The organism is Pigmentiphaga aceris (genome assembly GCF_008119665.1).
Taxonomy (GTDB): Bacteria; Pseudomonadota; Gammaproteobacteria; order Burkholderiales; family Burkholderiaceae_B; genus Pigmentiphaga; species Pigmentiphaga aceris.
Genome location: NZ_CP043046.1, coordinates 1881274 through 1903550 on the forward strand (window position 1 = coordinate 1881274; position 22277 = coordinate 1903550).

Consider the following 22277-nt stretch of genomic DNA (forward strand, 5'->3'; position numbering starts at 1 on the left):
ACGTTCGATATCCCCGCAGGTGCCGGTCGGTGCCTTCGGGCAGCCGGGTGGTGCCGGTGCGCCGGGTTTTTCCATGCGACAGCGCATTGCTTTCGGTGGCTTGTTCCTGCTGCTGGTGGCCGTGCCGATTGCGCAGTGGCTGAACTATCCCTTTGCCGTCAGTTTTCTGACCCGCTTTGCCATCTACGCGCTGGCTGCCGTCAGTCTTGATCTGGTGCTGGGCTACGGTGCACTGGTCAGTTTCGGCCACGCCATGTTCTTTGCGCTGGGGGGTTATGTGGTCGGCATCTCTGCCTTCCACGTGACAGACGCCGAACCCCTGTTCGGTTGGCTGGGCAGCAATTCGGCGCTGATCGTCTGGCCGATTGCAATGCTGGCCTGCGGGGTACTGGGCGCATTGGTGGGCATGCTGGCGCTGCGAACCAGCGGCGTGCAGTTCATCATGATCACGCTGGCCTTCGGGCAGATGGTGTACTTCCTGTTGGTGTCCTTGCAGGCCTACGGTGGCGACGACGGCTTGCTGATGAAGCGTCCCAACACCATTCCCGGGCTGAATCTGGCCAACCCGACGGTGATGTATTACGTCTGTGTCACGGCCCTGGTCGTCTGGACAGCGTTCTGCATGCGACTGGTCGATTCTCACTTCGGCATGGTGCTGCGCGCCTTGCGTCAAAGCGAACGCCGGGCAATCAACCTGGGTGTTGCGCCGCACAGCCATCGGCTGCTGGCCTTCATCATTTCGGCGATGGGCACGGGCCTGGCAGGTGTGTTGTGGGCCAACTATGCGCTGCTGGTGACACCTGACATGGCCTCCTGGGCCAAGTCCGGCGAGTTCATGGCCGTGGTCATTCTCGGTGGTGTGGGTACCTTGCTCGGCCCGATTGCTGGCGCGCTGGTGTTCACCGGTCTGGAAGGGGTGATGTCTGCCCTGACCGAGCACTGGATGCTGTTCGTCGGTCCCATTCTGGTGCTGGTTGCGGTGTACGGCCGCAGCGGTCTGCTGGGTGCCTTGCTGAAGGAACGCCATGTCTGATGTCATGACTGATCGTTCCGCAAGCAAGCCGGCACTGGTGGTGGATGATCTGCACAAGTCCTTCGGTGCGCTCAAAGCCAGCAACGGCATCACGCTGGATGTGCGTGCCGGTGAAATTCACGCTGTCATCGGCCCCAACGGTGCCGGAAAATCCACGCTGATCTCGCAGATCTGCGGCGAAATCCGGCCCGACAAGGGTAATGTGCTGATCGGTGGCGATTCCATGAATGCCGAACCCGCGCACCAGCGTGCGCGGCTTGGCCTGGGGCGTTCCTTCCAGATCACGCAGTTGTGCGGCGAATTCACGGCGCTGGAAAACGTGGTGCTGTCGTTGATGAGCCGCTCGGGCCGCTTGTTCGACCTGTGGCGCAATCCGCGCAAGAATCGCGAATACGTCGATGCCGCCATGGAATGGCTGGGGCGCGTTGGCCTGGAAGCGCAGCGCAACGCCCTGGCCTCGGAAATGGCGCACGGCGAGCGCCGGCAACTGGAAATGGCGGTGGCGCTGGCCCGCAATCCCAAGGTGCTGCTGCTCGATGAGCCCATGGCAGGCATGGGGCCGGAAGAGTCCGCCAAGATGACGGCCTTGCTCAATTCCCTGAAGGGACGCTACGCCGTGCTGCTGGTCGAGCACGACATGGAAGCGGTGTTTGCGCTTGCTGATCGCATCAGCGTGCTGGTCTACGGCAAGGTGGTGTTCACCGGGCCGGCCAGCCAGGCGCGTACCGACCCCACCGTGCGTGCCGCCTACCTGGGAGAAGAAGCATGCTGAAGCTTGAAGGCGTGGCGGCCGGCTACGGGACCAGCCAGGTGCTGTTCGGCATGGATTTCACGATCGGGCAGGGCGAGGTCATCTCCCTGATCGGTCGCAACGGCATGGGCAAGACCACCACCGTGCGTACGCTGATGGGCATGTTGCCGGCACGCAGCGGCAGCATCAGCCTGCTTGGCAAGCCGATCACCAACTTGCCGCCGTACCGGATTGCGCGGATGGGCGTAGGCCTGGTGCCGGAAGGTCGCCGGGCATTTGCGTCGCTAAACGTCGAAGAAAACCTGGTGGCCACGGCACGCCTGGCTGGTGCCAAGTCCAATCCGTGGACCGTGGATCGTGTCTACAGCTTGTTCCCCCGCCTGCAGGAACGACGCAAGCAGTCGGCGCGCACCTTGTCGGGTGGCGAGCAGCAAATGCTGGTGGTGGGGCGTGCCCTGTTGACCAACCCGCAACTGCTGGTGCTCGATGAAGCCACCGAAGGCTTGGCCCCGCTGATTCGCCAGGAAATCTGGCAATGTCTGCGTGTGCTGCGTGACAGCGGGCTCAGCATCTTGTTGATCGACAAGAATCTGGCTGAAATGACGACACTGGTGCAGCGCCACCATATCGTTGAGAAAGGCCGGGTCGTGTGGGTCGGATCGCCGGATGAACTCAATGGCGATCCCGCACTGCGTGACCGCTATCTCGGCATCTGAGCGCGCCGAACTACCTGCATCATTTTTCCCGACGGCCATGTGTAAACATGGCTGTACTTTCTTCTGCGGCTGCGTAGCAGGCGATTGCGGGTGAGTTGGCTGGTTTGCTTTGTGTCCCCGACCTGTATGCCCACCATGCTTGCCCAACGCATCTGCTTCCTTCTTTTCAGGACTTTCCCGCTGTGACAGCTTCCCAAACTTCCACCGACGCTTTCTACAACCGTGAATACGACACCCGTGCCGGTGTGGAAGGGCTGGATGCGCTGTTCGCTGACTGGGCGGTGCGTAATGAGGCCGCGCAATCCAGTCTGACGGGCCAGCGCGATCTGGCATATGGCACGGGTGACCGCGAGCGCCTGGATTTCTACCCGGGGCGACCGGGCGCACCTTTGCTGGTGTTCATCCACGGCGGTTTCTGGCACTCGCGCACCAAGGAAGATTTTCTGTTCGTGGCGCCGCCATTTGTGGAACGCGGCATCTCGGTGGCGATGATCGAATACGCGCTGGCACCCAATGTCAGCCTGACCACCATCACCGACCAGGTGCGTCGTGCGCTGGCGTTCCTGGGCCGCGAAGCAAACAACCTGGGCCTGCGCACCGATCGCATGCTGGTGTCGGGTCATTCTGCAGGTGGACACCTTGCCGCCTTCAGCGCATGTGACACCACCGATACCGGCTTGCCGCCGCATCCGGTGCTGGCCATCAGCGGCCTGTTCGACCTGGCTCCGATTGCTCTGGCCCCCAATGTGCAAGGCAAACTGCATCTGAGCCCGGATGAAATTGCCACCCTCAGCCCCATCCATCTGGCTCCGCGCGCGGGTACCCGGTTGATCACCACGGTAGGTGGGGCCGAGACCAACGAATTTCGTCGGCAGAACACGGAATTCGCGGCGGCGTGGGCGTCCGTGCACGTGGGGGATGTCGCGCAGCCGGGGGGCAATCACTTCACCGCGCTCGACACCTTGTCGCAGCCTGGCTCGGACGTGTTCGAAGCGGCCATGGACTTGCTCGAATTGCCGTAAAAATACAGCACCAATAAATAATTTAGTTGTGAACTAAGTGGGTCATTGCGGTATAGTTTTGTCAGGCTTGCGCAGCCGCTGCGGCATGCGCGAAACAAGGAATACTGCATGACTCACTCTCTGTTCCAGCGGACACGTCGTATCCGGTTTTCCGAGTGCGATCCCGCGGGAATCGTCTTCTACCCCCAGTACTTCGTCATGTTCAACGACCTGATGGAAGCCTGGGTAGACGAGCTCGTGGTCGATGGCTTTCGTGGCCTGATCATCGAACGCCGGGTGGGCATGCCCACGGTACGTCTCGAAGCCGATTTCCGCGCCATCAGTCGCATGGGTGACCTGGTCACGCTTGAGCTCGAAGTCGAGCGCGTCGGCACCAAATCGCTGAATCTCGCTTGGCGCTGCATGGGCGAAGACGGCGAGCTGCGCATGGGCGGCCAGCAGACCATCGTCTTCACCTCGCTGGACACGCACCGCGCGATTGCGGTGCCCGACGACTTCCGGCAGGCGCTGGTGCCGGCCGTCTCCACGCTGTAGGCCGCGTCATGCAAGTCCTGCTTCCCCCTTCCTGGCCCACCCCGCGCGGTTACGCAAACGGTGTGTCGGTGCGCGGACGGCAAGTGTTCGTTGCCGGCATGATCGGTTGCGATCCGCAGGGCGTGTTTCACAGCGACGATTTCGTTGAACAGGCTCGTCAGGCTTTGCTCAATGTGCTGGCGGTGTTGCGCGAAGGAAATGCCGGCCCGGAACACCTGGTCAGGCTTACCTGGTATGTCACCGACAAAGGCGAATATCTGGCCGCTGCCAAGCAGCTTGGACAGGTCTATCGTGAGCTGATCGGCGTCTACACCGTGGCCATGAGCGCAGTGGTGGTCGTGGCCTTGATCGAAGACCGCGCCAAGGTGGAAATCGAGGCAACCGCAGTGGTGCCCGATACCGCGATTGGTGCACAAGCGTAGTACCCGGGAATGCATGTGTTCCGGCTGATTTTCTTGCTTTTTGTTTAGTTGTGAATAGTAAATAGACAAAATACTTTGGGTCTTCCCGACCCGATGACCCGTTCACGGAGGCGCGGTCTGCTATGAACATCGTTTGCATTGGTGGCGGTCCAGCTGGCCTATATTTGGCCCTGTTGATGAAGCTCCAGGACCCGAGCAACGACATCGTTGTCATCGAGCGCAATCGTCCTTACGACACCTTCGGGTGGGGCGTCGTGTTCTCCGATGCAACCATGGACAATCTTCGCGAGGCCGATCCGGTCACCGCAGATTTGATCGGTAACGCATTCACGCGCTGGGACGACATCGAGATCCACTTCAAGGGACAAGTGAACCGAAGTGGAGGCCACGGCTTCATCGGCATTGGCCGCAAACGTCTGCTGAATATCCTGCAGGCGCGCTGCGAAGAAATTGGCGTGAAGCTGGTGTTCGAAACCTTCGTGGAAGACGACCAGGAGATAGCCCGTCGTTATAACGCCGACATCGTCATCGCCTCGGACGGCATCAACAGCCCCATCCGCACGCGTTATGCGACGACGTTCAAACCCGATATCGACCAGCGAAACTGCCGTTTTGTGTGGCTGGGCACGAAAAAGGTCTTCGATGCGTTCAACTTCATCTTCGTGCAGAACGAACATGGCTGGTTCCAGGCCCATGCGTATCGTTTCGAAGACGGTCTGTCGACCTTCATCGTGGAGACGCCTGAGGACACCTGGCAGGCAGCAGGGTTGGCCGACATGAGCCAGGAAGAGGGCATTGCCTACTGCGAAAAGATCTTCGCACCGTGGCTGGATGGTCAGCCCCTGGTCAGCAATGCCAAGCACCTGCGCGGCTCGGCGAACTGGATTCGTTTCCCGCGCGTGATCTGCGAGAAATGGGTGGAATGGACCAAGCCTGGCGCCGCCGACGGCTCGCACAAGAAAGTCCCGGTGGTGCTGATGGGCGACGCTGCGCACACCGCGCACTTTTCCATCGGTTCCGGTACCAAGCTGGCCCTGGAAGACGCCATCGAACTCACCAACTGCCTGGCCGCAAGCGGCGGCAATCTGGCCGAGGGTCTGGCGCAATACGAACAGCTGCGCAGCGTCGAAGTGCTGAAGATCCAGAATGCCGCACGCAATTCCACTGAATGGTTCGAGAACGTCGATCGTTATGCCGGTCTGGAACCCGAACAATTCGCGTATTCGCTGCTGACACGTTCGCAGCGCATCTCGCACGAGAACATGCGCCTGCGCGACCCCGCCTGGCTCGAAGGTTTCGAAGACTGGATTGCCCGACGTGCGGGCCTGACCAAGGTGCCAGGCGTATCGGTGCCACCGATGTTCACGCCTTATACCGTGCGTGGCGCGCGCCTGAAGAACCGCGTGGTGATGTCGCCCACGCTGCTGTATTCCTGCACCGACGGCGTGCCCGGCAACTTCCACATGGTGCACCTGGGTAGCCGCGCCATGGGTGGTGCTGCGCTGGTGTTGACTGAGATGACCTCGGTCTCGGAAAGTGGCCGCATCACCCCGGGATGCCCAGGCTTGTGGAACGATGCGCAGACTGCCGCTTTCGCAGGCATTGTGGATTTCGTGCATGACAACAGCACGGCGCTGATCGGTGTGCAACTGGGTCATGCAGGCGGTCGCGGTTCCACGCAGATCGGCTGGGAACGCCCCGACCATCCGCTGCCGCACGGCAATTGGAGCTTGATGGCGGCATCGGCCGTGCCGTATCTGCCGGGCGTGTCGCAGACACCGCGTGAAATGACCCGTGCCGACATGGATCAGGTGCGTGACGAGTTCGTTGCTGCAACCCGGCGTGCCGAAGCGGCCGGCTTTGACTGGCTGGAATTGCAGGCAGGCCACGGTTTCCTGCTGTCGAGTTTCATTTCGCCACTGACCAATCATCGTCAGGACGAATTCGGCGGCAGCCTGGATCATCGCCTGGCGTATCCGCTGGAAGTGTTCAACGCAATGCGCGCAGCCTGGCCCGAAGACCGGCCTATGTCGGTGCGCATCTCCGCCAATGACTGGGTGGAGGGCGGCATCACGCCGGACGACGCCGTGGAAATTGCCCGCCGCTTCAAGCAAGCCGGCGCAGACATCATCGACGTGTCGGCAGGCGAAGTGTCTGTCGAACAGAAGCCGGTTTATGGCCGCATGTACCAGACCCCGTTTGCCGACCGCGTGCGCAATGAAGCCGGGGTGGCCACGATGGCGGTTGGTGCGATCACCGAGGCCGATCACGTCAACAGCATCATCGCGTCTGGCCGTGCCGACCTGTGCGCCTTGGGTCGCCCGCAGCTGGCCGACGCATCGTGGTTGCTGCGCGAGGCTGCCCGTGTCGGATACCGCGAAGTTGAATGGCCCAAGCCATATCGCTGGGGCAAGGATCAGTTGGAGAAAACTTTCAAACGCTAGGGCGCTTGAATCGCGGATATTCGAGTCGAAGAACTTGAAACCCGGCCAAGGCGCACGACGCTTCTCACCCGTTACGGCAGTTCACAGATTCATGGCCGCGCCATAAGCGGACGGAATGGAGGATGACAATGGAACGCTCTGGCCATCAAGACTCGTTTGCACGAGACAATTTGCCGCCGGCCGAAGAATGGCCGGAATTTCTGCTCGATGAAGTCGGCAGCGATTACCCGGCACGCATGAATTGCGCGGTCGATCTGGTCGACGCGCAAGTCGCCCAAGGCAATGGCGAGCGCCCGGCGCTGCGCTGGTTACGCGGCGGGCAGCCGCAGGTAATGAGCTACGGCGAGTTGCAGGCCTTGGTCAATCGCATTGCCCATGTGTTGACCGAAGACCTGGGGCTGATTGCGGGCAATCGCCTGCTGCTGCGTGGGCCCAATTCGCCGATGCTGGCAGCCAGCTGGCTGGCGGCGGTAAAGGCTGGTCTGGTGACCGTACCGACCATGCCGCTGCTGCGCGCCAAGGAATTGAAGCAGATCATCGACAAGGCGCAGGTGCATGCCGTGCTGTGCGACAACGCCTTGCGCGCCGAAGCCGAGCGCTGCCTGGATACTGCCGACGAACATTTCTGCGCCGGGCTTGAAAGTGCCCTGTATTTCAACGACGCCGGTCCGGCCTCGCTCGACACCTTGGCTGCTGCCAAGCCCGATGCATTCGACGCCTGCGATACCGCGGCCGACGACGTCTGCCTGATCGCATTCACCAGCGGTACCACGGGCATTCCCAAGGGATGCATGCACTTCCATCGTGACGTGCTGCTGATGTGCGACATTTTCTCGAAGCAGGTCATCAAGCCCACGGCTGATGACATCTTCTGCGGCACGCCGCCGTTGGCGTTCACCTTCGGTCTGGGTGGCCTGCTGTGCTTCCCGTTGCGCGCGGGGGCAAGTGTCATTCTGGTGGAAAAACTGACGCCTGCACTGCTGTTGCAGACCGTGCAGGACTTCAAGGCCAGCATCGTTTTCACCGCACCGACGTTCTACCGTCAGATGGCAACCCTGGTCGGCAACTACGACATCTCGTCCTTGCGCAAGACCATCTCGGCTGGCGAAGCGCTGTCGGACGCAACCCGTTGCCTATGGCGTGCAGCCACCGGCATCGAGATGATCGACGGCATTGGCGGCACGGAAATGATCCACGTGTTCATCTCGTCCTGCGAAGAGGAAGTGCGTCGTGGTGCCATCGGGCGGGTGCTGCCCGGTTATCAGGCGCAGGTGGTGGACGATCGCATGCAACCGGTTCCGGTCGGCAAGCCAGGGCGTCTTGCGCTTCGGGGGCCGACGGGCTGCCGTTATCTGGCCGATGCGCGTCAGCGCGAATTCGTGCGCGACGGCTGGAATTTGCCTGGCGATACCTTTGTGATGGACGCCGACGGCTACTTCTTCTACCAGGCGCGCAACGATGACATGATCGTCTCGTCTGGCTACAACATCGCTGGCCCGGAAGTCGAAGATGCGTTGCTGCGTCACCCGGCTGTGGCCGAGTGCGGCGTGGTCGGTCAGGCCGACGAGGCGCGAGGGCAGGTGGTCAAGGCGTATGTGGTCTTGAACACCGGGCTGGAGCCAAGCGAACTGCTGATCAAGGAATTGCAGGAGTTCGTCAAGGCCTCGGTTGCGCCGTACAAGTACCCGCGCGTCATTGAATTTGTCGATGCCTTGCCGCGTACCGAGAACGGCAAGCTGCGGCGCAGCGTACTGCGTACCTGGGTGAATCCGCCGGTTGGCGCGACGCAGTCCTGAGTCGCTCAGTCAGCACAATCCGTTAGAACGAACACACGCACGCTCGAATTCCTGTTTCGGAGAGAAGATGTCCAAGGTTGAACATGCCAAGGGTCAACACGATCAGTACCGCGAAAGCGTTGCCGGTCGCGCCGATGTCGAAGATACGCCCGAACTGGTGTCGTACTACGAAGAGCTGGATCGGCTGAAGGCGGGCGCGCTGTGGACCGTCGCCAACAAGATCGAGCCCTGGCAGCCCAAGTCTGAATCCGAAGCCGTGTTGTGGCGCTATCGCGATCTGCGCGAACACGTGCTGCGCTCCATCGATCTGGTCACGCCCGAAAAGGCGGGCCGTCGTGTGATCTACCTGAACAACCCCGGCAGGCGCGATGTGGCTGCTGCCGTGGGCTGGCTGTATTCGGGCCTGCAGGTGATGCATCCGGGCGAAGCGGCGTCGGCCCATGCGCATTCTGCTTCCGCGTTGCGTTTCATCATGGAAGGGCAGGGGGCCTACACCATCGTCGACGGCCACAAGATGACGCTAGGTGCCAACGACTTCGTGTTGACGCCGAATGGCACCTGGCACGAGCACGGCGTAGGCGCTGAGGGCACGACCTGCATCTGGCAGGACGGCCTGGACATTCCCTTGGTCAACGCCATGGAAGCCGGCTTCTACGTGGTGCACCCAGACCTGCGGCAAGCCGTGACCCACCCGGTCAATGATTCCACCGCCAAGTGGGGCGGCGCGGCCCTGCGTCCGCAGATGGGCGACTGGAACAAAAACTATTCGCCGCTCTTCAAGTACGAATGGGCACCGACCTACGAAGCCCTGGTGAACTATGCGCGCGTCACCGACGGCAGCCCTTTCGATGGCGTGCTGATGCACTACACGAACCCGATCACCGGTGGCCATGTCATGCCAACCATCGGTGCCAGCATGCAGTTGCTGCGTCCGGGTGAACACACCAAGGCGCATCGCCACACCGGCAGCTTCATGTATCAGGTGTGCAAGGGCAGTGGGTATTCGGTGATCGGCGGCAAACGTTTCGATTGGACCGAGCGCGACATCTTCTGCGTGCCGTCCTGGGCGTTCCACGAACACGTGAACCTGTCGTCCAGCGAAGACGCTTGCCTGTTCTGCTTCAACGACCTGCCGGTCATGGAGTCGCTGGGCTTCTACCGCGAAGAAGCGCTGGCCGAGAACGGCGGGTATCAACCGGTTCTGGCTTGAAGTCTGGCTTGCAAGAAATCTGTCTTGCTGAAATTTCTTTGACGCTGACTCCACCAGCGATCGAATCCACTGATTTTCCGGCATCCTTCGGGTGCCGTTCCCCGTTTTCCGCCGTTCCTTCGAACGGCTTCATGGAGAGAGAAGAATGCGTCTTGTAACGTACCGGCGTCAGGTTGCCGATGCCGCCAGTCTGGGTGCCGTGGTCGATGGCCAGGTGATCGATCTGGCCAAGCTCGGTGACCTCGCTGGCGTGGACCTGCCGTCCAGCATGTTGGAATTCATCGACCTCGGCCCCGCCGCCGTGTCGGCCACCAGCGAATTGCTGGATTCCTACGACGGTGTCTGGCCGATCGGTGTATCCACGCCGCTGGAAAACGTGAAGCTGCTGGCGCCGATTCCGCGTCCGCGCAAGAACATCTTCGGCATCGGCCTGAACTATGTGGAACACGTGGCCGAATCCAGCCGCACGCTGGACACGTCCAAAGAGCTGCCCAAGCAACCGGTGATCTTCTCCAAGCCGCCGACCTCCGTCATCGGCCCCGGCGATGCCATCGAGCACAATGCCGCGATCACCCAGCAACTGGATTGGGAAGTCGAACTGGCTGTCATCATCGGCACCCGCGCCAAGCGTGTGTCGGAAGAGGTTGCACTGAACTACGTGTTCGGCTACAGCGTGATGATCGACATGAGCGCGCGTGACTGCCGCCGTGCCGGCCAGTGGATCTATTCCAAAGGCCAGGACACCTTCGCCCCCTTCGGCCCGGTGATCGTCACTGCCGACGAGATCCCCGATCCGCACACGCTTGATCTGCACCTGACGGTCAATGGCGTGGAAAAGCAGCGTTCGAACACCAAGCACATGCTGTTCAAGATCCCGACCCTGATCTCGGACATCAGCGCCGGCATCACACTGGAACCGGGCGACATCATCGCCACCGGCACCCCTGAAGGCGTTGGCGCAGGCCGCTCGCCGCAGGAATGGCTGTGGCCGGGCGACGTGGTGTACGCAGAGGTGGCCGGCATCGGCTCGCTGCGTCATCCGGTGGTCAAGGTGTAGGCGATTGAACACAGCAGGTCGTCGGGACCACGCAAATGCACCGATGACCTGCAGCAGTGTCGTGCGCTGCGGCTATAGTACAGACCGTCATTTATGTGTAACGGTTGGTCTGATGAATAGCTGTCGCGGCGTCCGCAACTCAGGCCGGAGGGTTCGGAAATGAAGTCTAGCGAGGCCTCACTAGAGCAGTTGCGCGATGCGCAGGAACTGGGTCACGAGACCCGCCTGGACGATCAGGATCACCTGGTCCTCAAACTCTGGTTGCGACTGCTGTCGTGCACCACCCAGATCGAAACCGAAATCCGCCGCCGTCTGCGCGTCGAATTCGGCATTTCGCTGGCCCGGTTCGACTACATGGCGCAGCTTTATCGTTATCACGATGGCTTGAAGATGCGGGACTTGTCTCGCTGCCTGATGGTGACGGGCGGCAATGTCACGGGCCTGACCGACGAATTGCAAGGCGAGGGCCTGGTGGTGCGTGAGCACAGCCCGGCCGACCGTCGTTCGTGGATCATCCGCCTGACCCCCAAGGGCCGGAAGGACTTCACGGTGATGGCCGAACGTCATGAAGCCTGGCTGCATGAAATGTTGGGCGAAATGAACGATAAGTCGGCGACGCGGCTATACGAACACCTTGGCCAATTGCGTGCGCACATTGCTGCAAGCGACAGCATCGTGTCCCGCATCGAAACCCCGCAAGGGTGAATCTGCCGGCCGGTGCATATCTGTTGCCCGGTATATGAGTCTGCTCAAAAAAACGTTACGGATGCTTACGGTTGCCCGGGCTTTTGCGTAAAATCGCGGCTCGGGTCAGCGATTTCTGCGCCCTTTTCAGCTTAATGAGCTTATAGCGGCATGCTTTGAACCAGCGTGTTGTCGACGAGGTGTCCACGCACGGGCTGCCGCGACACCACCCGGATCGTCCTGCGGCGAGGCTATTCACCGTAGGAACTACGACGTGCCGGCGTTTATCTCTTCTCCCTTTGCCTGGCATTGGCGCGCACTGCTTGCTGCCTTCCCAGTCATCGCCGCGGCGTCCTTGCCCATCAGCGGCCATGCGCAGGTTGTATCCAATCCGCCGGCTGCTCCGACCCAGACCGAAGACATTACCGCCCAATCGCTGGCCCCTGTCACCGTCACTTCACGTCGTCGCGAAGAAAACGACCAGGACGTGCCGATTCCCACGTCTGTACTCGAAGGCGACAACCTGGAGACGCAGCGCGTCTATCGTGTCGAAGACCTGCAACAGCTGTTGCCGTCCACCAGCGTGGCCTATATCAATGCGCGTCAAAGCAGCATTGCCGTGCGTGGCCTGGGTAACCATCCGGCCAACGACGGACTGGAAGGCAGCACTGGCGTGTATCTGGATAATGTCTACCTGGGCCGACCGGGCATGGCGGTGTTCGATCTGCTGGACATCGAACAGATCGAATTGTTGCGCGGTCCGCAAGGCACGCTGTTCGGCAAGAACACCACGGCCGGCCTGCTGAATATCCACACCCGCCTGCCGACCTTCACGCCGGAACGCAGCGTGCAGGTGTCGGTCGGCCAGCGTGGTCTGGTGCAGACCCAGGCGATCATGTCAGGCAAGGTCGCGGAAAACGTCGCGGGTCGCCTGCTGGTCTATGACGCCCACGACCAGGGTTCGGTCACCAATATTGCCAACGGCACGCGCATGAACGGCGGTACCCGCACGGGCTTGCGTGGTCAGTTGCTGGTTCAACCCGACGACAAATTCAGCCTGCGTCTGGTGGCTGACTACCATATCGAGCGTTCCAGCTACGGCACCCAGGTCTTGTACAACCTGGGCCCCGGTCTGGCGTTTCGTCGCGCGACGGCGGCCGGTGCCACCAATATTCCTACCGATCCGACCCGCTACGAGGTCAATCTGGATGGTCGTCAGCACGTCAGCGTGAATCAGGGCGGCCTGTCGGCCGAAGCCAACTGGCGTCTGCCGTCGGGATTCCGCTTCACCTCGATCACCGCCGGGCGCATGTGGGACTACACGCCCGCCAATGATGACAACATCAATATACCGGTCATTCGCAATAACGGGTTCGATGTTCAGCATCGCCAGTTCTCGCAGGAATTCCGGCTTAGCTCGCCGGCCGGGCGCGAGGTGGACTATGTGCTGGGTGCGTATTACTACCACCAGCGCATGCGCAACCAGCTGATCAACGATTTCGGCCCGGCTGCCGACGCAGCCCTGTCTGGTGTGCCCAGCGGTTTGCTTGCCAATGTCAGTTCGCGCAGCTTCGGCGCGCTCGATACCGACAGCTACGCATTGTTCTCGCAAGCCACCTGGCACGCGACGTCGCGACTGGATTTCAGCGCTGGTGCGCGCGCCACGTATGAAGACAAGCAGGCAAGCGTCTGGCGCGCAAGCCCGGTGGGCGGTGCGCCGCAATTGGCACCGGTTCGGAACAGCCCGGGCTTGCTGGGTGCCTACAACACAGGCCCGATCAGCCTGCATAGCTGGAGCCCGTCCGGTCTGCTGGGCACCAGCTATCGCTTCTCACCAGACTTTCTGGGCTACGCCAACCTGTCTCATGGTGAAAAGTCTGGTGGCGTGAATCTGGCCGGTCCGGGCAATGCGGCCACGCTGGGCCCGTCGTCGCTGAAGGTTGGCCAGGAACGTGTCAACAGTCTGGATCTTGGCTTCAAGAGCAGCTGGTGGGACCGCAAGCTGCAGTTCAACGCGAATCTGTTCTGGGCCGAGGTGAGTGGCTACCAGGCGACTTTGCTGGTGCCGCAGCCCGGTGTCGATGGCGCATTCGTGCAGACCTTGACCAACGCGGGCGATATCCGCAGCCGTGGTGCCGAGTTCGACCTGCGTGCCGCACCCGTGCGCGGCCTGACGCTGATGATGAACGGTTCGTTCAACGATGCCCGCTATCGCCGCTACGACAATGCACCTTGCCCGGCCGAAACCGCCATTCTGCGGCCCAACGCCACCTGCGATCTGGGCGGCCGTCAGGTTGCCGGTGCACCGCGCTGGATCTTCAACGTCGGTGCGGAATATCGCCAGCCGGTCGGCCACAACGCGCAGCACTACACCGCCGTCAGCTACGCCTGGCGTTCTGCGCAGGACGGTTCGCTGGACGCATCCGTGTATTCGCGCATTCCGTCCTACGGTGTGTTGAACGTGGCAACCGGCTGGGACATCACCCAGGGCGAGAACCTGTGGAGCGTGTCTTTGTGGGTGCGCAATGTCACCGACAAGCGCTACTTCCCGGCCGTGGTGGCCACGGCCAATGGTGCCTACACTGCATCGGTCGGCACGCCGCGCACCATTGGCGCGACGGTGCGTTACAGCTTCTAAGCAGCTTTCAAAGGGCTTTCAAGGGACTTGGAAGAAGCTTGGGAGTGGCTTGAAAACAGCTCCTTTGCGCTGTTCTTTCATCGTTTGAAGCTTCCGGCACCGCGTAGCGCGCAGCTATGGGTGCCGGGTCGGAAACTTTGCTTGCGCGTACCGATCGTCGGTATGTGGCGATTTCGTCTCAAGTTCCGAAATTTTCTCCCGATACATGGTTTATCAAGGGAGAACATTCATGAGCGGCATCAGAGTGCAGGACGGCATTGCGGCAGTGTTTCTGGTCACCGGGATCTGGCTGGCTGTATCTGCCGCTTTTGGTGGTGCCTGGATTACCTCGATGACCTGGTTCCTGAGTGGCTTGGCCATGACAAGCCTGTGGTTGTTTGCGTCCGACCTGTTCGAAATGCCGGTCGTGACACGACGCATGCGTGAACTGCGCGCCAAAGGCAAGCAGGTTCGCTGAACGTTTCCTGGCGGTATCGGGCAGCCAGACTCGCCACTGTCGGGTTGCAAAAGTCAGGCGGCAAAAGTCAGGCAGCAAAGAACGCCCGATTCAGCGCATCATTGATTTCGTCAGCGTCGCCACCTGTGTCTGCAAACGGGTCCCGTGCACGGTAGGCGTTGACGACGTAATGCTGAAGTGCCGGAAAGCCCACCTTCGGAAACTTGCATGGGTAGTGCGAGGCTTCCAGATACCGGATCGTGGCACTTGTCAGCGCTTCCCAGCCCACCAGCTTGTTCTTGCCTTCGATGCGCAAGGACTGCAGTTTTTCCAGTGTCGACAGCACGGATACGTCTCCGCCAATTCGGCACGAGATGATCTGAAGCGATTCCAGGTCTTGGAAACGCAGTATGTCTTCAATATTTTTGATCGTGGACGCGACCAGCATCAGTGTCTTGATCGGTCGACCATCGAACACGTCCAGTGAACCACTGAAACCTTGCAATGACAGCCTGGCCAGTTGCGGCCACGCGTCGTGCAGCGCTGTTGGCTGATTCGCTTTCCAGTCCATGCTTTGCCAAGCCTGAAGCTTCGGAAACAAGCTGGTCAGCGCAGGGCCGAATGGCACGTTCTGGGTAGTAAGCCGCGTGACCTGCTTGAACGCAGAGAAGGCGTGCATATCGAAATCCTGGGCGAATGCGCCGGACCCGACGATGCCGATATGGCTGATGGCGTCTTTCTTTTTGATGCGATCCAGGCACGGCGAAAATTCTGCCTGCAAGCGGTCTTCCGCGATGTCTTCAATGGCAATGCTGAAGCCCGTGCAGTCGTATTCATCGACCAGGTGCGCGTATTTCTCGAAGCCCGCTTTGTTGAACAAGGCGGTGATCTGAGCGGTTGATGGTTCCGCTTCGATGCTTACCCACGGCCCCTCCATCAGATTGTCCATGGTTCGTTCGTCGGCACTGAACAGAATCGTCGACATTCAAGGCACCTTATTGGTAGGGTTCAGGTCGGCAGGGGTGTCCACGTCGCGCAGCACACCCGGGTCATCGCACGCGAGCAGATGAACCGCATGATTAGCAAGCACCGTGCGCGCACCTGTGTCACCGTCCAGCGTAGCCAGTGCTGGCAACAAGGCGGCCGCAAATCCCACCGGGTGACCACGCTGCCCTTGATAAACCGGTGCCGTAACCGCGTGCCGGTGGGACAGGTCTGCCAACTGCGCCAAGGTGTCTGGCAACACCCACGGCATGTCTGCCAGTGCAATCAGATACGCGCCGGCTGCGTCGGGCATGTTGTCAGACACCAGCAGATGCTGCGCGGCCGCGGCAATGCTCGCACCCATGCCGCGCGCGCAGGCATTGCTGGCCAGCACCTTGCACCCGGCGTTGCGCAGCAAGTCTGCTACCGGATCCTGGTCGGACCTGACTACCGCCAAAACGTGGGTGGTCGCCTTCAACAGGTTTTGCGCCGATGCCAACGCAATCGGTCTGCCATCGGGCAAGCAGGCCTTAAGCTTGCTGCCCGCAGCCGGGTCCACCGCATTGAAGCGGCTGCCCAAACCGGCTGCCAGCAAAATGCCGATGGTCGTCACAGGCGCGTTCGACATCACGTAGGTACTCCTGAGCAATGCATAGGTGCCGAGGGTGGGGCGTATGGAACCTGGAGTATAGAAACTCTGACAAAAAAGCCGATGCACACGTTCATGCATCGGCGTCATTCCTAGCTAATACGCGGCTTGCCTGTCTGGCTCGACCCTTTAACCCTTGCCGACCAGGCGTTCAGTCCCACTTGGGGGCTAAGCGGTCGGGGCTGGTCAAACGATCACCTCGATCCAGGGCGGCGATCTGCGCCATGTCGGCATCGCTCAATACCAGTTGCTGAGCGCCCAGATTGCTTTGCAGGTTCTCGCGCTTGGTCGATGACGGAATCACCGCAAAGCCCAGCTGCATGGCCCACGCCAACGCCACTTGTGCAGTCGTGGCGTCATGGGCTTTGGCAATCGTCTCGATCACCTGGTCTTTCAGCACTTTGCCGTAGGCCAGCGTCATGTAGGACGTGATCTGAATGCCCTGGCTTTGTGCGAACTCAGCCACCTTGCGGTTCTGAAGATAGGGATGCAATTCGATCTGGTTGGTCGCAATCGCGTCTGCACCTACCGCATCGATGGCTTGTTTCATCAGGTCGATGGTGAAGTTCGATACGCCAACCTGTTTGGTCAAGCCTTGCGCCTTGGCTTTGGCCAGCTCACCCATGAACTCGGCCACAGGCACGGCATTTTCTGGCGAAGACCAGTGGATCAAGGTCAGGTCGACATGGTCGGTGCGCAGCTTGGCCAGGCTGTCTTTCAGGCTGGGGATCAGCTTGTCGGCGGCGAAGTTGTCTACCCAGATCTTGGTGGTGATGAACAACTCATCGCGGGCCACGCCGCTTTCCGCAATTGCCTGACCAACCTCGGCTTCGTTGCCGTAGATTTGCGCGGTATCGATCACGCGGTAGCCCAGGTCCAGCCCGTTCTTCACCGAATCGATGACTACCTGGTCTTTCAGGCGGAAAGTGCCCAGGCCGAACATGGGGACGGCGGTTGTCGAATTTGCATGCAGCGCGTCGGATTGCGGGGTGCCCATATAAGTGCTCCTGTCGAGATGGGAATACAAGAAATCGGTGTCGAGAAAATCAGTGCTGCGGAACCGCGTGGGTCAATTCGCTGCGGTCGGGGATGCCGGCACGGCGATCCAGTCGACCGCTCAAGGTGGTCAGTGCCAGGGCAACCAGCACCACCAGGGCACCGATCCAGCCGCTATGGATCAGCCCGATGTGCGTCACCACCAAACCACCAGCCCAGGCCGCAAACGCGATGCCGACATTGAAAGCTGCAATGTTCAGACTTGACGCCACATCAACGGCGTTCGGCGTAAAGCGCTCTGCCTGGCGCACCACATACACCTGCAGGCCGGGCACGTTGCCGAAGGCGACCGCACCCCAGGCCAGCACGGTGGCCAAGGCCAGCCATTTGTAGGGCGCGGCAAAGCTCAGGACAAACAACACGAGCGCGAGCAGGCTGAAGATGATCTTCAGTGCCGGAACCGGACCCAGACGGTCGGCCAGCCTGCCGCCCCAGATGTTGCCCGCCGCCACCGACACGCCGTACACCAGCATGACGCCGCCTACCGCCGTGGGGCTGAAGCCCGAGATGTCGGTCAGGATCGGGGCCAGGAAGGTGAAGGGAATGAACGTGCCGCCATAACCGATTGCAGTCTTGGCATACACCAGCAACAGACGCGGTTCGCCCAGCACCTTGACCTGTTGCAGCAGCGAGGCGGGCGGCGTGTGGCGAATATTGTTCGGGACAAAAATGGCACTGCCAACCAGGGCGATGACCCCCAGGCCAGACACGGCCAGGAAGGTTTCCCGCCAGCCAAAGTGCTGACCGATGAAGGTACCCAGCGGCACCCCGGTGACCAATGCAACGGTCAGCCCGGTGAACATGATGGCGATGGCACTGGCGGCTTTTTCTTTCGGTACCAGGCCGGTTGCAATGGTCGATCCGATCGAGAAGAACACGCCGTGCGCAAGCCCGGTCAAGATACGCGCCGCAATCAGCGAGTCGTATCCCGGCGCTTTCCAGGCCAACAGGTTGCCCAGCGTGAACAAGGCCATCAGGCCCAGCAGCAGGGCTTTGCGCGGCACCTTGCCGGTAAGCGCAGTCAGCACCGGTGCGCCAATGGCAACGCCAAGCGCATACAGGCTGATCAACAGACCAGCCGAGGGAAGGGTGATGTTGAGATCGGCGGCAACCGTGGGCAGCAAGCCGACGATGACGAATTCTGTGGTTCCGATGGCAAAGGCGCTTAAGGTGAGCGCCAGCAAGGCGATGGGCATGAGTAGCTCCTGAACGATGCACGCAGTTTCCGCTCGCTGGCCTTGCTGAAAAAGCCTGTTTTAAGCAGAATATTCTTGATCACAAGTCAATAATTGGCAGCGTATGAAAACCACCTTGGAAGAGTTGCTGGCCTTCAGAACCGTGGTCGATGCAGGGTCCATCACCGCCGCTTCCGAACAGCTGGGGCAAACCGTATCGGGCATCAGCCGTGCGCTGAAGCGTCTGGAAGACAAGCTGGATACCAGCCTGTTGTCACGCACCACGCGGCGTCTGTCACTCACCGACGAAGGCCAGGCGTTTCTGACGCATGCGCGTGCCATTCTGAGTGCGGTAGACGAGGCTGAAGAGCAGCTTGCTGCCCGACGCCGCCAACCCGCAGGCAGGCTGCGCATCAATGCTGCGTCCCCCTTCATGCTGCATGTGATCGCGCCGATGGCCGCCGACTTTCGGCTGCAATATCCCCAGATCGAACTGGAATTGAATACCAACGATCTGGTCATTGACCTGCTGGAAGAAGACACCGACGTGGCGATTCGCATCGGCACCCTGCGCGACTCGACCTTGCGTGCGCGTGTGCTGGGAGCAAGTCGCCTGCGGGTGCTGGCAAGCCCGGGCTACTTGAAAGCGCATGGGCGACCGCGCAATGTGGAACAGCTGGTCGGCAAGCATGCTCTGTTGGGATTTGCGCAACCCGAGTCGCTGAATCACTGGCCCCTGCGCGGCACGCATGGCGACCGCCTGCACATCGCGCCGGTGTTGCAAGCATCCAGCGGTGAGACGCTGCGCAGGCTGGCGCTGGAAGGGGTGGGCATTGTTTGCCTGGCCGACTTCTTGACGGAAGACGACCGCCGGCGGGGGGACTTGGTGCAAGTGCTGGTGCGCGATACGGTCGAGGTATTGCAGCCCATCCACGCGGTCTTTTATCGCAACACGCAACTGTCCTCGCGGATCAGTTGTTTTCTGGATTTCCTGGCGGCTCGGATGGCAACCTTGCCCTGGTCTGCAAGCCACCGCTGAGCGCCACGCACTGGTCGCCTAGAAAGCGTCACGTCTCTGCACGGTATGCTTGGCGTTTGCGGCACACGTGCCGTTTTCCACAAGGATTGGCCATGAAGATCAGCGGTTCCTGGCAAGCAAACACCGGCACGAGCGTCACCACTTTGTCGTCGGACCATGCGCAATGGCAGGCCGATGTCCCGGTAGCCCTGGGCGGCGCGGGTGACGGCCCGGACCCGCACGATTTGCTGGATTCCGCGCTGGTGGCCTGCACCATTCTTACCTTGCAGATCTACGCCAAGCGCAAGGCATATCCGCTTGCCGGCGTGCGGGTGGATGTTACGCACAAAGAGCAGCCCGGCCTGTATCAACTGCATCGCAACGTGTTCCTGGACGGTGAGTTGACCCAGGAAATGCGTGAAGACTTGATGCGGGTGGCGAACAAGTGCCCGATCCACAAGATTCTGAGCGGCAAGATCGAGATCGAGACCAGCGAGGGCTGATTCAAACAGCGCCCCGGCGCGGACATGAACGTTCCGCGCAGGGCACTGCTCAGGACCGCATCACGCCGCTGGCGCGTCCGGACCGTCGTGCTCGATGAAGGTCTGGAAACGCCGCCAGATATCGTCGCTGCGCTGAATGGTCGCATTGACCTCTTTCTTGCGCCGCATCGAGATCGCGGCAATCAAGGCGTTGCACAGACAATAAGCCGCGGTGTACGAATCGAATGGCGAGGCGCTAGCCGTTTTCACTACCGCACGGTGGTGAGACAAGCCTGCAATCGGTGCCAGGGGGCTATCGGTAATCGCCAGCACTGTGCCCCCGATCTGCCGCACGTACTGCACCGCCTGCAACACCTGCTTGGAATAGCGCCGGATCGAAATCGCCACCAGCACGTCTTTTTCATTCAGCCAGATCAGGTTGTCGGCGATCACCGATTGCCGGATGTCCAGCAGGTGCACGTTCGGCAGGCACAGGTTCAGGTGAATGTGCAGATAGTGCGCGATGGCGTGGCTGTTCTTTTCTCCCACCACAAACACACGCGCACCACTGCGGGCCAGCGTGCGCACCATTGCGTCGATCTCGGCCAGGTCCTGGCCTTCGCGCGTGGCGTCGATGTTGGTCTTGTCCATCAGAAAAGACTCATCCACCACCGACTGCAACGAGTTTTCCTGCCGCAGCGCAACGCTTGCCCGCTGCACGGGGGAATTCATCTTGGCCGTGACTTCGATGCGCGCCTCGCGCTGCGCGTCCGGGAACGATGGGTAATCAAGCTTCGAGAAAAACCGCACCACCGTTGATGCGCTGATGCCAATGTGTCTTGCAATGTCCGTTGCAGACTCAAGCAAACCTTGCGGATAGTTTGCGATCAGATAATCGGCCAGGATTTTTTCACGCTGGGTAAGCGCGCCCGACATCCTGGCGATCCGGTCCATGAACTTCATGTTGCCTGCCTCCCGGGGCGATGATTCGCAGTGAGTTGGCTACTGCCGTGCAAAGGCCAGAATGTCTGGATCTTACGCGATGCCCTCCATCTGCATGAGGTAATTCGCGGTATGCATGAGCGCTGGTCAGGTCGGAGGAGGGTAGATTGGTATTCCGTTCTGCATATTCAATAAAGCTTGAAGCCTTGCGTGGACCTCACAGGCGACACGCCTTAAACCAGCATCGATAAAAAATGAAAATCACAAAACTCAATTTTCTGATTTCATCATTGCAAGCTGATTGCCCCTGTGGTCTTATTTACGCCAGCCTTTTGCCTCGCACCAACACCCGACACGCTAAGGCTGCGTAACGCCAGACAGTGGCTATCCGTTGCCCCGGTGCCATCTGGTCATTCGCGTCCAAGCAGTACGACAGGAGATGGCGATGACAGCCAGCGAACAAAAAGTGGCGGTGGTGACTGGTGCGGCAAAGGGAATCGGCCTGGCATCTTGCGAGCGTCTGGCCGCAGCCGGGTTCGCCGTGGTCATGGTCGATCTCGATGCCGGGGAACTTCAGGAAGCGGCGGCTGCGCTCACGGTTGCGGGCCACACCGTCATGGTGTCGGCGGGCGACGTCAGCAGCTTTGCGGGCGTTCAAGCGCAGTGGGCCGAGATCCTGGCCCGGTTCGGACGGGTCGATGCATTGGTCAACAATGCCGGTATTGCCCAGCCAAAGGCCTTGCTTGAAATCACCGAAGAAGAGTTCGATCGGACCATTTCGATCAACCTGAAGGGTTACTTCAACTGGTGCAAGGCCGTTGCCCAGACCATGATCGACCAGCAGTACGGCCGCATCGTCAACATATCCTCGGTCAGCGCAAACACAGGCGCAGCGCCCTCGGCAGTCAGCAAATTTGCGTACTGCGCGGCCAAGGCCGGCGTGCTGGGCCTGACACGCGGTCTGGCCAAAGAGCTGGCCCCCCACGTCACCGTCAATGCGATCTGCCCAGGGTCGATCATGACCGCGCTGACCGAAAAACTGATCATGTCCAACCGCGCGATGATCGAAAGCAGCATCCCGATGGGGCGCATCGGCACACCGCTGGATGTGGCGGTCGTTGTTGAATTCCTGATCACAGTGGAACCCAGCTTCATCACCGGCGAGATCATCGACGTCGATGGCGGTCAGTGGGTGAATTAGGCCACGCGTTTTCTAGCCTCTTATTTC

21 protein-coding genes are annotated in these 22277 nt (G+C 60.6%); 16 read left to right on the forward strand and 5 right to left on the reverse strand.

Annotated elements, in window-relative coordinates:
• Positions 1-73 precede the first annotated feature (73 nt).
• The 13 genes from FXN63_RS07900 to FXN63_RS07960 all read left to right on the forward strand — a co-directional run bounded on the left by FXN63_RS07900 (position 74) and on the right by FXN63_RS07960 (position 14764).
• Complete coding sequence (locus FXN63_RS07900) at positions 74-1033, forward strand: branched-chain amino acid ABC transporter permease (RefSeq protein ID WP_148819055.1); 960 nt, start codon at positions 74-76, stop codon at positions 1031-1033.
• Positions 1026-1805 (forward strand): ABC transporter ATP-binding protein, encoded by a 780-nt coding sequence (locus FXN63_RS07905; protein WP_246165064.1) that lies wholly within the window; start codon positions 1026-1028, stop codon positions 1803-1805. Before FXN63_RS07900 ends, FXN63_RS07905 begins: the two co-directional genes overlap by 8 nt.
• Positions 1799-2500, forward strand: coding sequence for an ABC transporter ATP-binding protein (locus tag FXN63_RS07910; RefSeq protein WP_148814163.1), 702 nt, complete (start codon positions 1799-1801; stop codon positions 2498-2500). Before FXN63_RS07905 ends, FXN63_RS07910 begins: the two co-directional genes overlap by 7 nt.
• A 182-nt stretch (positions 2501-2682) precedes the next feature.
• Positions 2683-3522, forward strand: coding sequence for an alpha/beta hydrolase (locus FXN63_RS07915; RefSeq protein ID WP_187395147.1), 840 nt, complete (start codon positions 2683-2685; stop codon positions 3520-3522).
• Between the two features lie 108 nt (positions 3523-3630).
• Positions 3631-4056 carry an acyl-CoA thioesterase gene (locus tag FXN63_RS07920; RefSeq protein WP_148814165.1) on the forward strand — a complete coding sequence of 142 codons (426 nt, stop codon included), beginning with the start codon at positions 3631-3633 and terminating at the stop codon, positions 4054-4056.
• An 8-nt stretch (positions 4057-4064) separates the two neighbouring features.
• Positions 4065-4478, forward strand: coding sequence for a RidA family protein (locus tag FXN63_RS07925; RefSeq protein ID WP_148814166.1), 414 nt, complete (start codon positions 4065-4067; stop codon positions 4476-4478).
• Between the two features lie 122 nt (positions 4479-4600).
• On the forward strand, positions 4601-6922 hold the full coding sequence (locus FXN63_RS07930) for a bifunctional salicylyl-CoA 5-hydroxylase/oxidoreductase (protein WP_148814167.1): 2322 nt from the start codon (positions 4601-4603) through the stop codon (positions 6920-6922).
• Between the two features lie 128 nt (positions 6923-7050).
• Complete coding sequence (locus FXN63_RS07935; protein ID WP_148814168.1) at positions 7051-8718, forward strand: AMP-binding protein; 1668 nt, start codon at positions 7051-7053, stop codon at positions 8716-8718.
• Positions 8719-8785: 67 nt separating this feature from the next.
• Positions 8786-9928 (forward strand): cupin domain-containing protein, encoded by a 1143-nt coding sequence (locus FXN63_RS07940; RefSeq protein WP_148814169.1) that lies wholly within the window; start codon positions 8786-8788, stop codon positions 9926-9928.
• A 145-nt stretch (positions 9929-10073) separates the two neighbouring features.
• Positions 10074-10985 carry a fumarylacetoacetate hydrolase family protein gene (locus tag FXN63_RS07945; protein ID WP_148814170.1) on the forward strand — a complete coding sequence of 304 codons (912 nt, stop codon included), beginning with the start codon at positions 10074-10076 and terminating at the stop codon, positions 10983-10985.
• Positions 10986-11144: 159 nt separating this feature from the next.
• The gene (locus FXN63_RS07950; RefSeq protein ID WP_148814171.1) at positions 11145-11690 is read left to right on the forward strand and encodes a MarR family winged helix-turn-helix transcriptional regulator; all 546 of its coding nucleotides are present in this window, start codon (positions 11145-11147) and stop codon (positions 11688-11690) included.
• A gap of 253 nt (positions 11691-11943) precedes the next feature.
• Entirely contained in the window at positions 11944-14307 is a 2364-nt protein-coding gene (locus FXN63_RS07955) for a TonB-dependent receptor (protein WP_246165065.1), read from the forward strand.
• A 229-nt stretch (positions 14308-14536) separates the two neighbouring features.
• Entirely contained in the window at positions 14537-14764 is a 228-nt protein-coding gene (locus FXN63_RS07960; RefSeq protein WP_148814172.1) for a hypothetical protein, read from the forward strand.
• Positions 14765-14831: 67 nt separating this feature from the next.
• Here FXN63_RS07960 and FXN63_RS07965 read toward each other — a convergent pair whose 3' ends face one another.
• The 4 genes from FXN63_RS07965 to FXN63_RS07980 form a co-directional block, all read right to left on the reverse strand.
• Entirely contained in the window at positions 14832-15728 is an 897-nt protein-coding gene (locus FXN63_RS07965) for a hypothetical protein (RefSeq protein ID WP_148814173.1), read from the reverse strand.
• The gene (locus tag FXN63_RS07970; RefSeq protein ID WP_148814174.1) at positions 15729-16355 is read right to left on the reverse strand and encodes a nucleotidyltransferase family protein; all 627 of its coding nucleotides are present in this window, start codon (positions 16353-16355) and stop codon (positions 15729-15731) included.
• Positions 16356-16527: 172 nt separating this feature from the next.
• Positions 16528-17373 carry a 2,5-didehydrogluconate reductase DkgB gene (dkgB, locus tag FXN63_RS07975; RefSeq protein WP_148814175.1) on the reverse strand — a complete coding sequence of 282 codons (846 nt, stop codon included), beginning with the start codon at positions 17371-17373 and terminating at the stop codon, positions 16528-16530.
• A gap of 49 nt (positions 17374-17422) precedes the next feature.
• Positions 17423-18628, reverse strand: coding sequence for an MFS transporter (locus FXN63_RS07980; protein ID WP_148814176.1), 1206 nt, complete (start codon positions 18626-18628; stop codon positions 17423-17425).
• A 103-nt stretch (positions 18629-18731) separates the two neighbouring features.
• On the opposite strand from FXN63_RS07980, the gene FXN63_RS07985 reads away from it, so the two are divergent.
• Both FXN63_RS07985 and FXN63_RS07990 read left to right on the forward strand, forming a co-directional pair.
• Positions 18732-19646 (forward strand): LysR family transcriptional regulator, encoded by a 915-nt coding sequence (locus FXN63_RS07985; RefSeq protein WP_148814177.1) that lies wholly within the window; start codon positions 18732-18734, stop codon positions 19644-19646.
• A gap of 92 nt (positions 19647-19738) precedes the next feature.
• Positions 19739-20128, forward strand: a complete 390-nt coding sequence (locus tag FXN63_RS07990) for an OsmC family protein (protein ID WP_148814178.1) — start codon at positions 19739-19741, stop codon at positions 20126-20128.
• 60 nt (positions 20129-20188) lie between these two features.
• Here the strand turns inward: FXN63_RS07990 and FXN63_RS07995 are convergent, their stop codons facing one another.
• Positions 20189-21070: a MurR/RpiR family transcriptional regulator gene (locus FXN63_RS07995; RefSeq protein WP_148814179.1), complete on the reverse strand. Its 882-nt coding sequence runs from the start codon at positions 21068-21070 to the stop codon at positions 20189-20191.
• 424 nt (positions 21071-21494) lie between these two features.
• On the opposite strand from FXN63_RS07995, the gene FXN63_RS08000 reads away from it, so the two are divergent.
• On the forward strand, positions 21495-22250 hold the full coding sequence (locus FXN63_RS08000; RefSeq protein WP_148814180.1) for an SDR family NAD(P)-dependent oxidoreductase: 756 nt from the start codon (positions 21495-21497) through the stop codon (positions 22248-22250).
• Positions 22251-22277 lie beyond the last annotated feature (27 nt).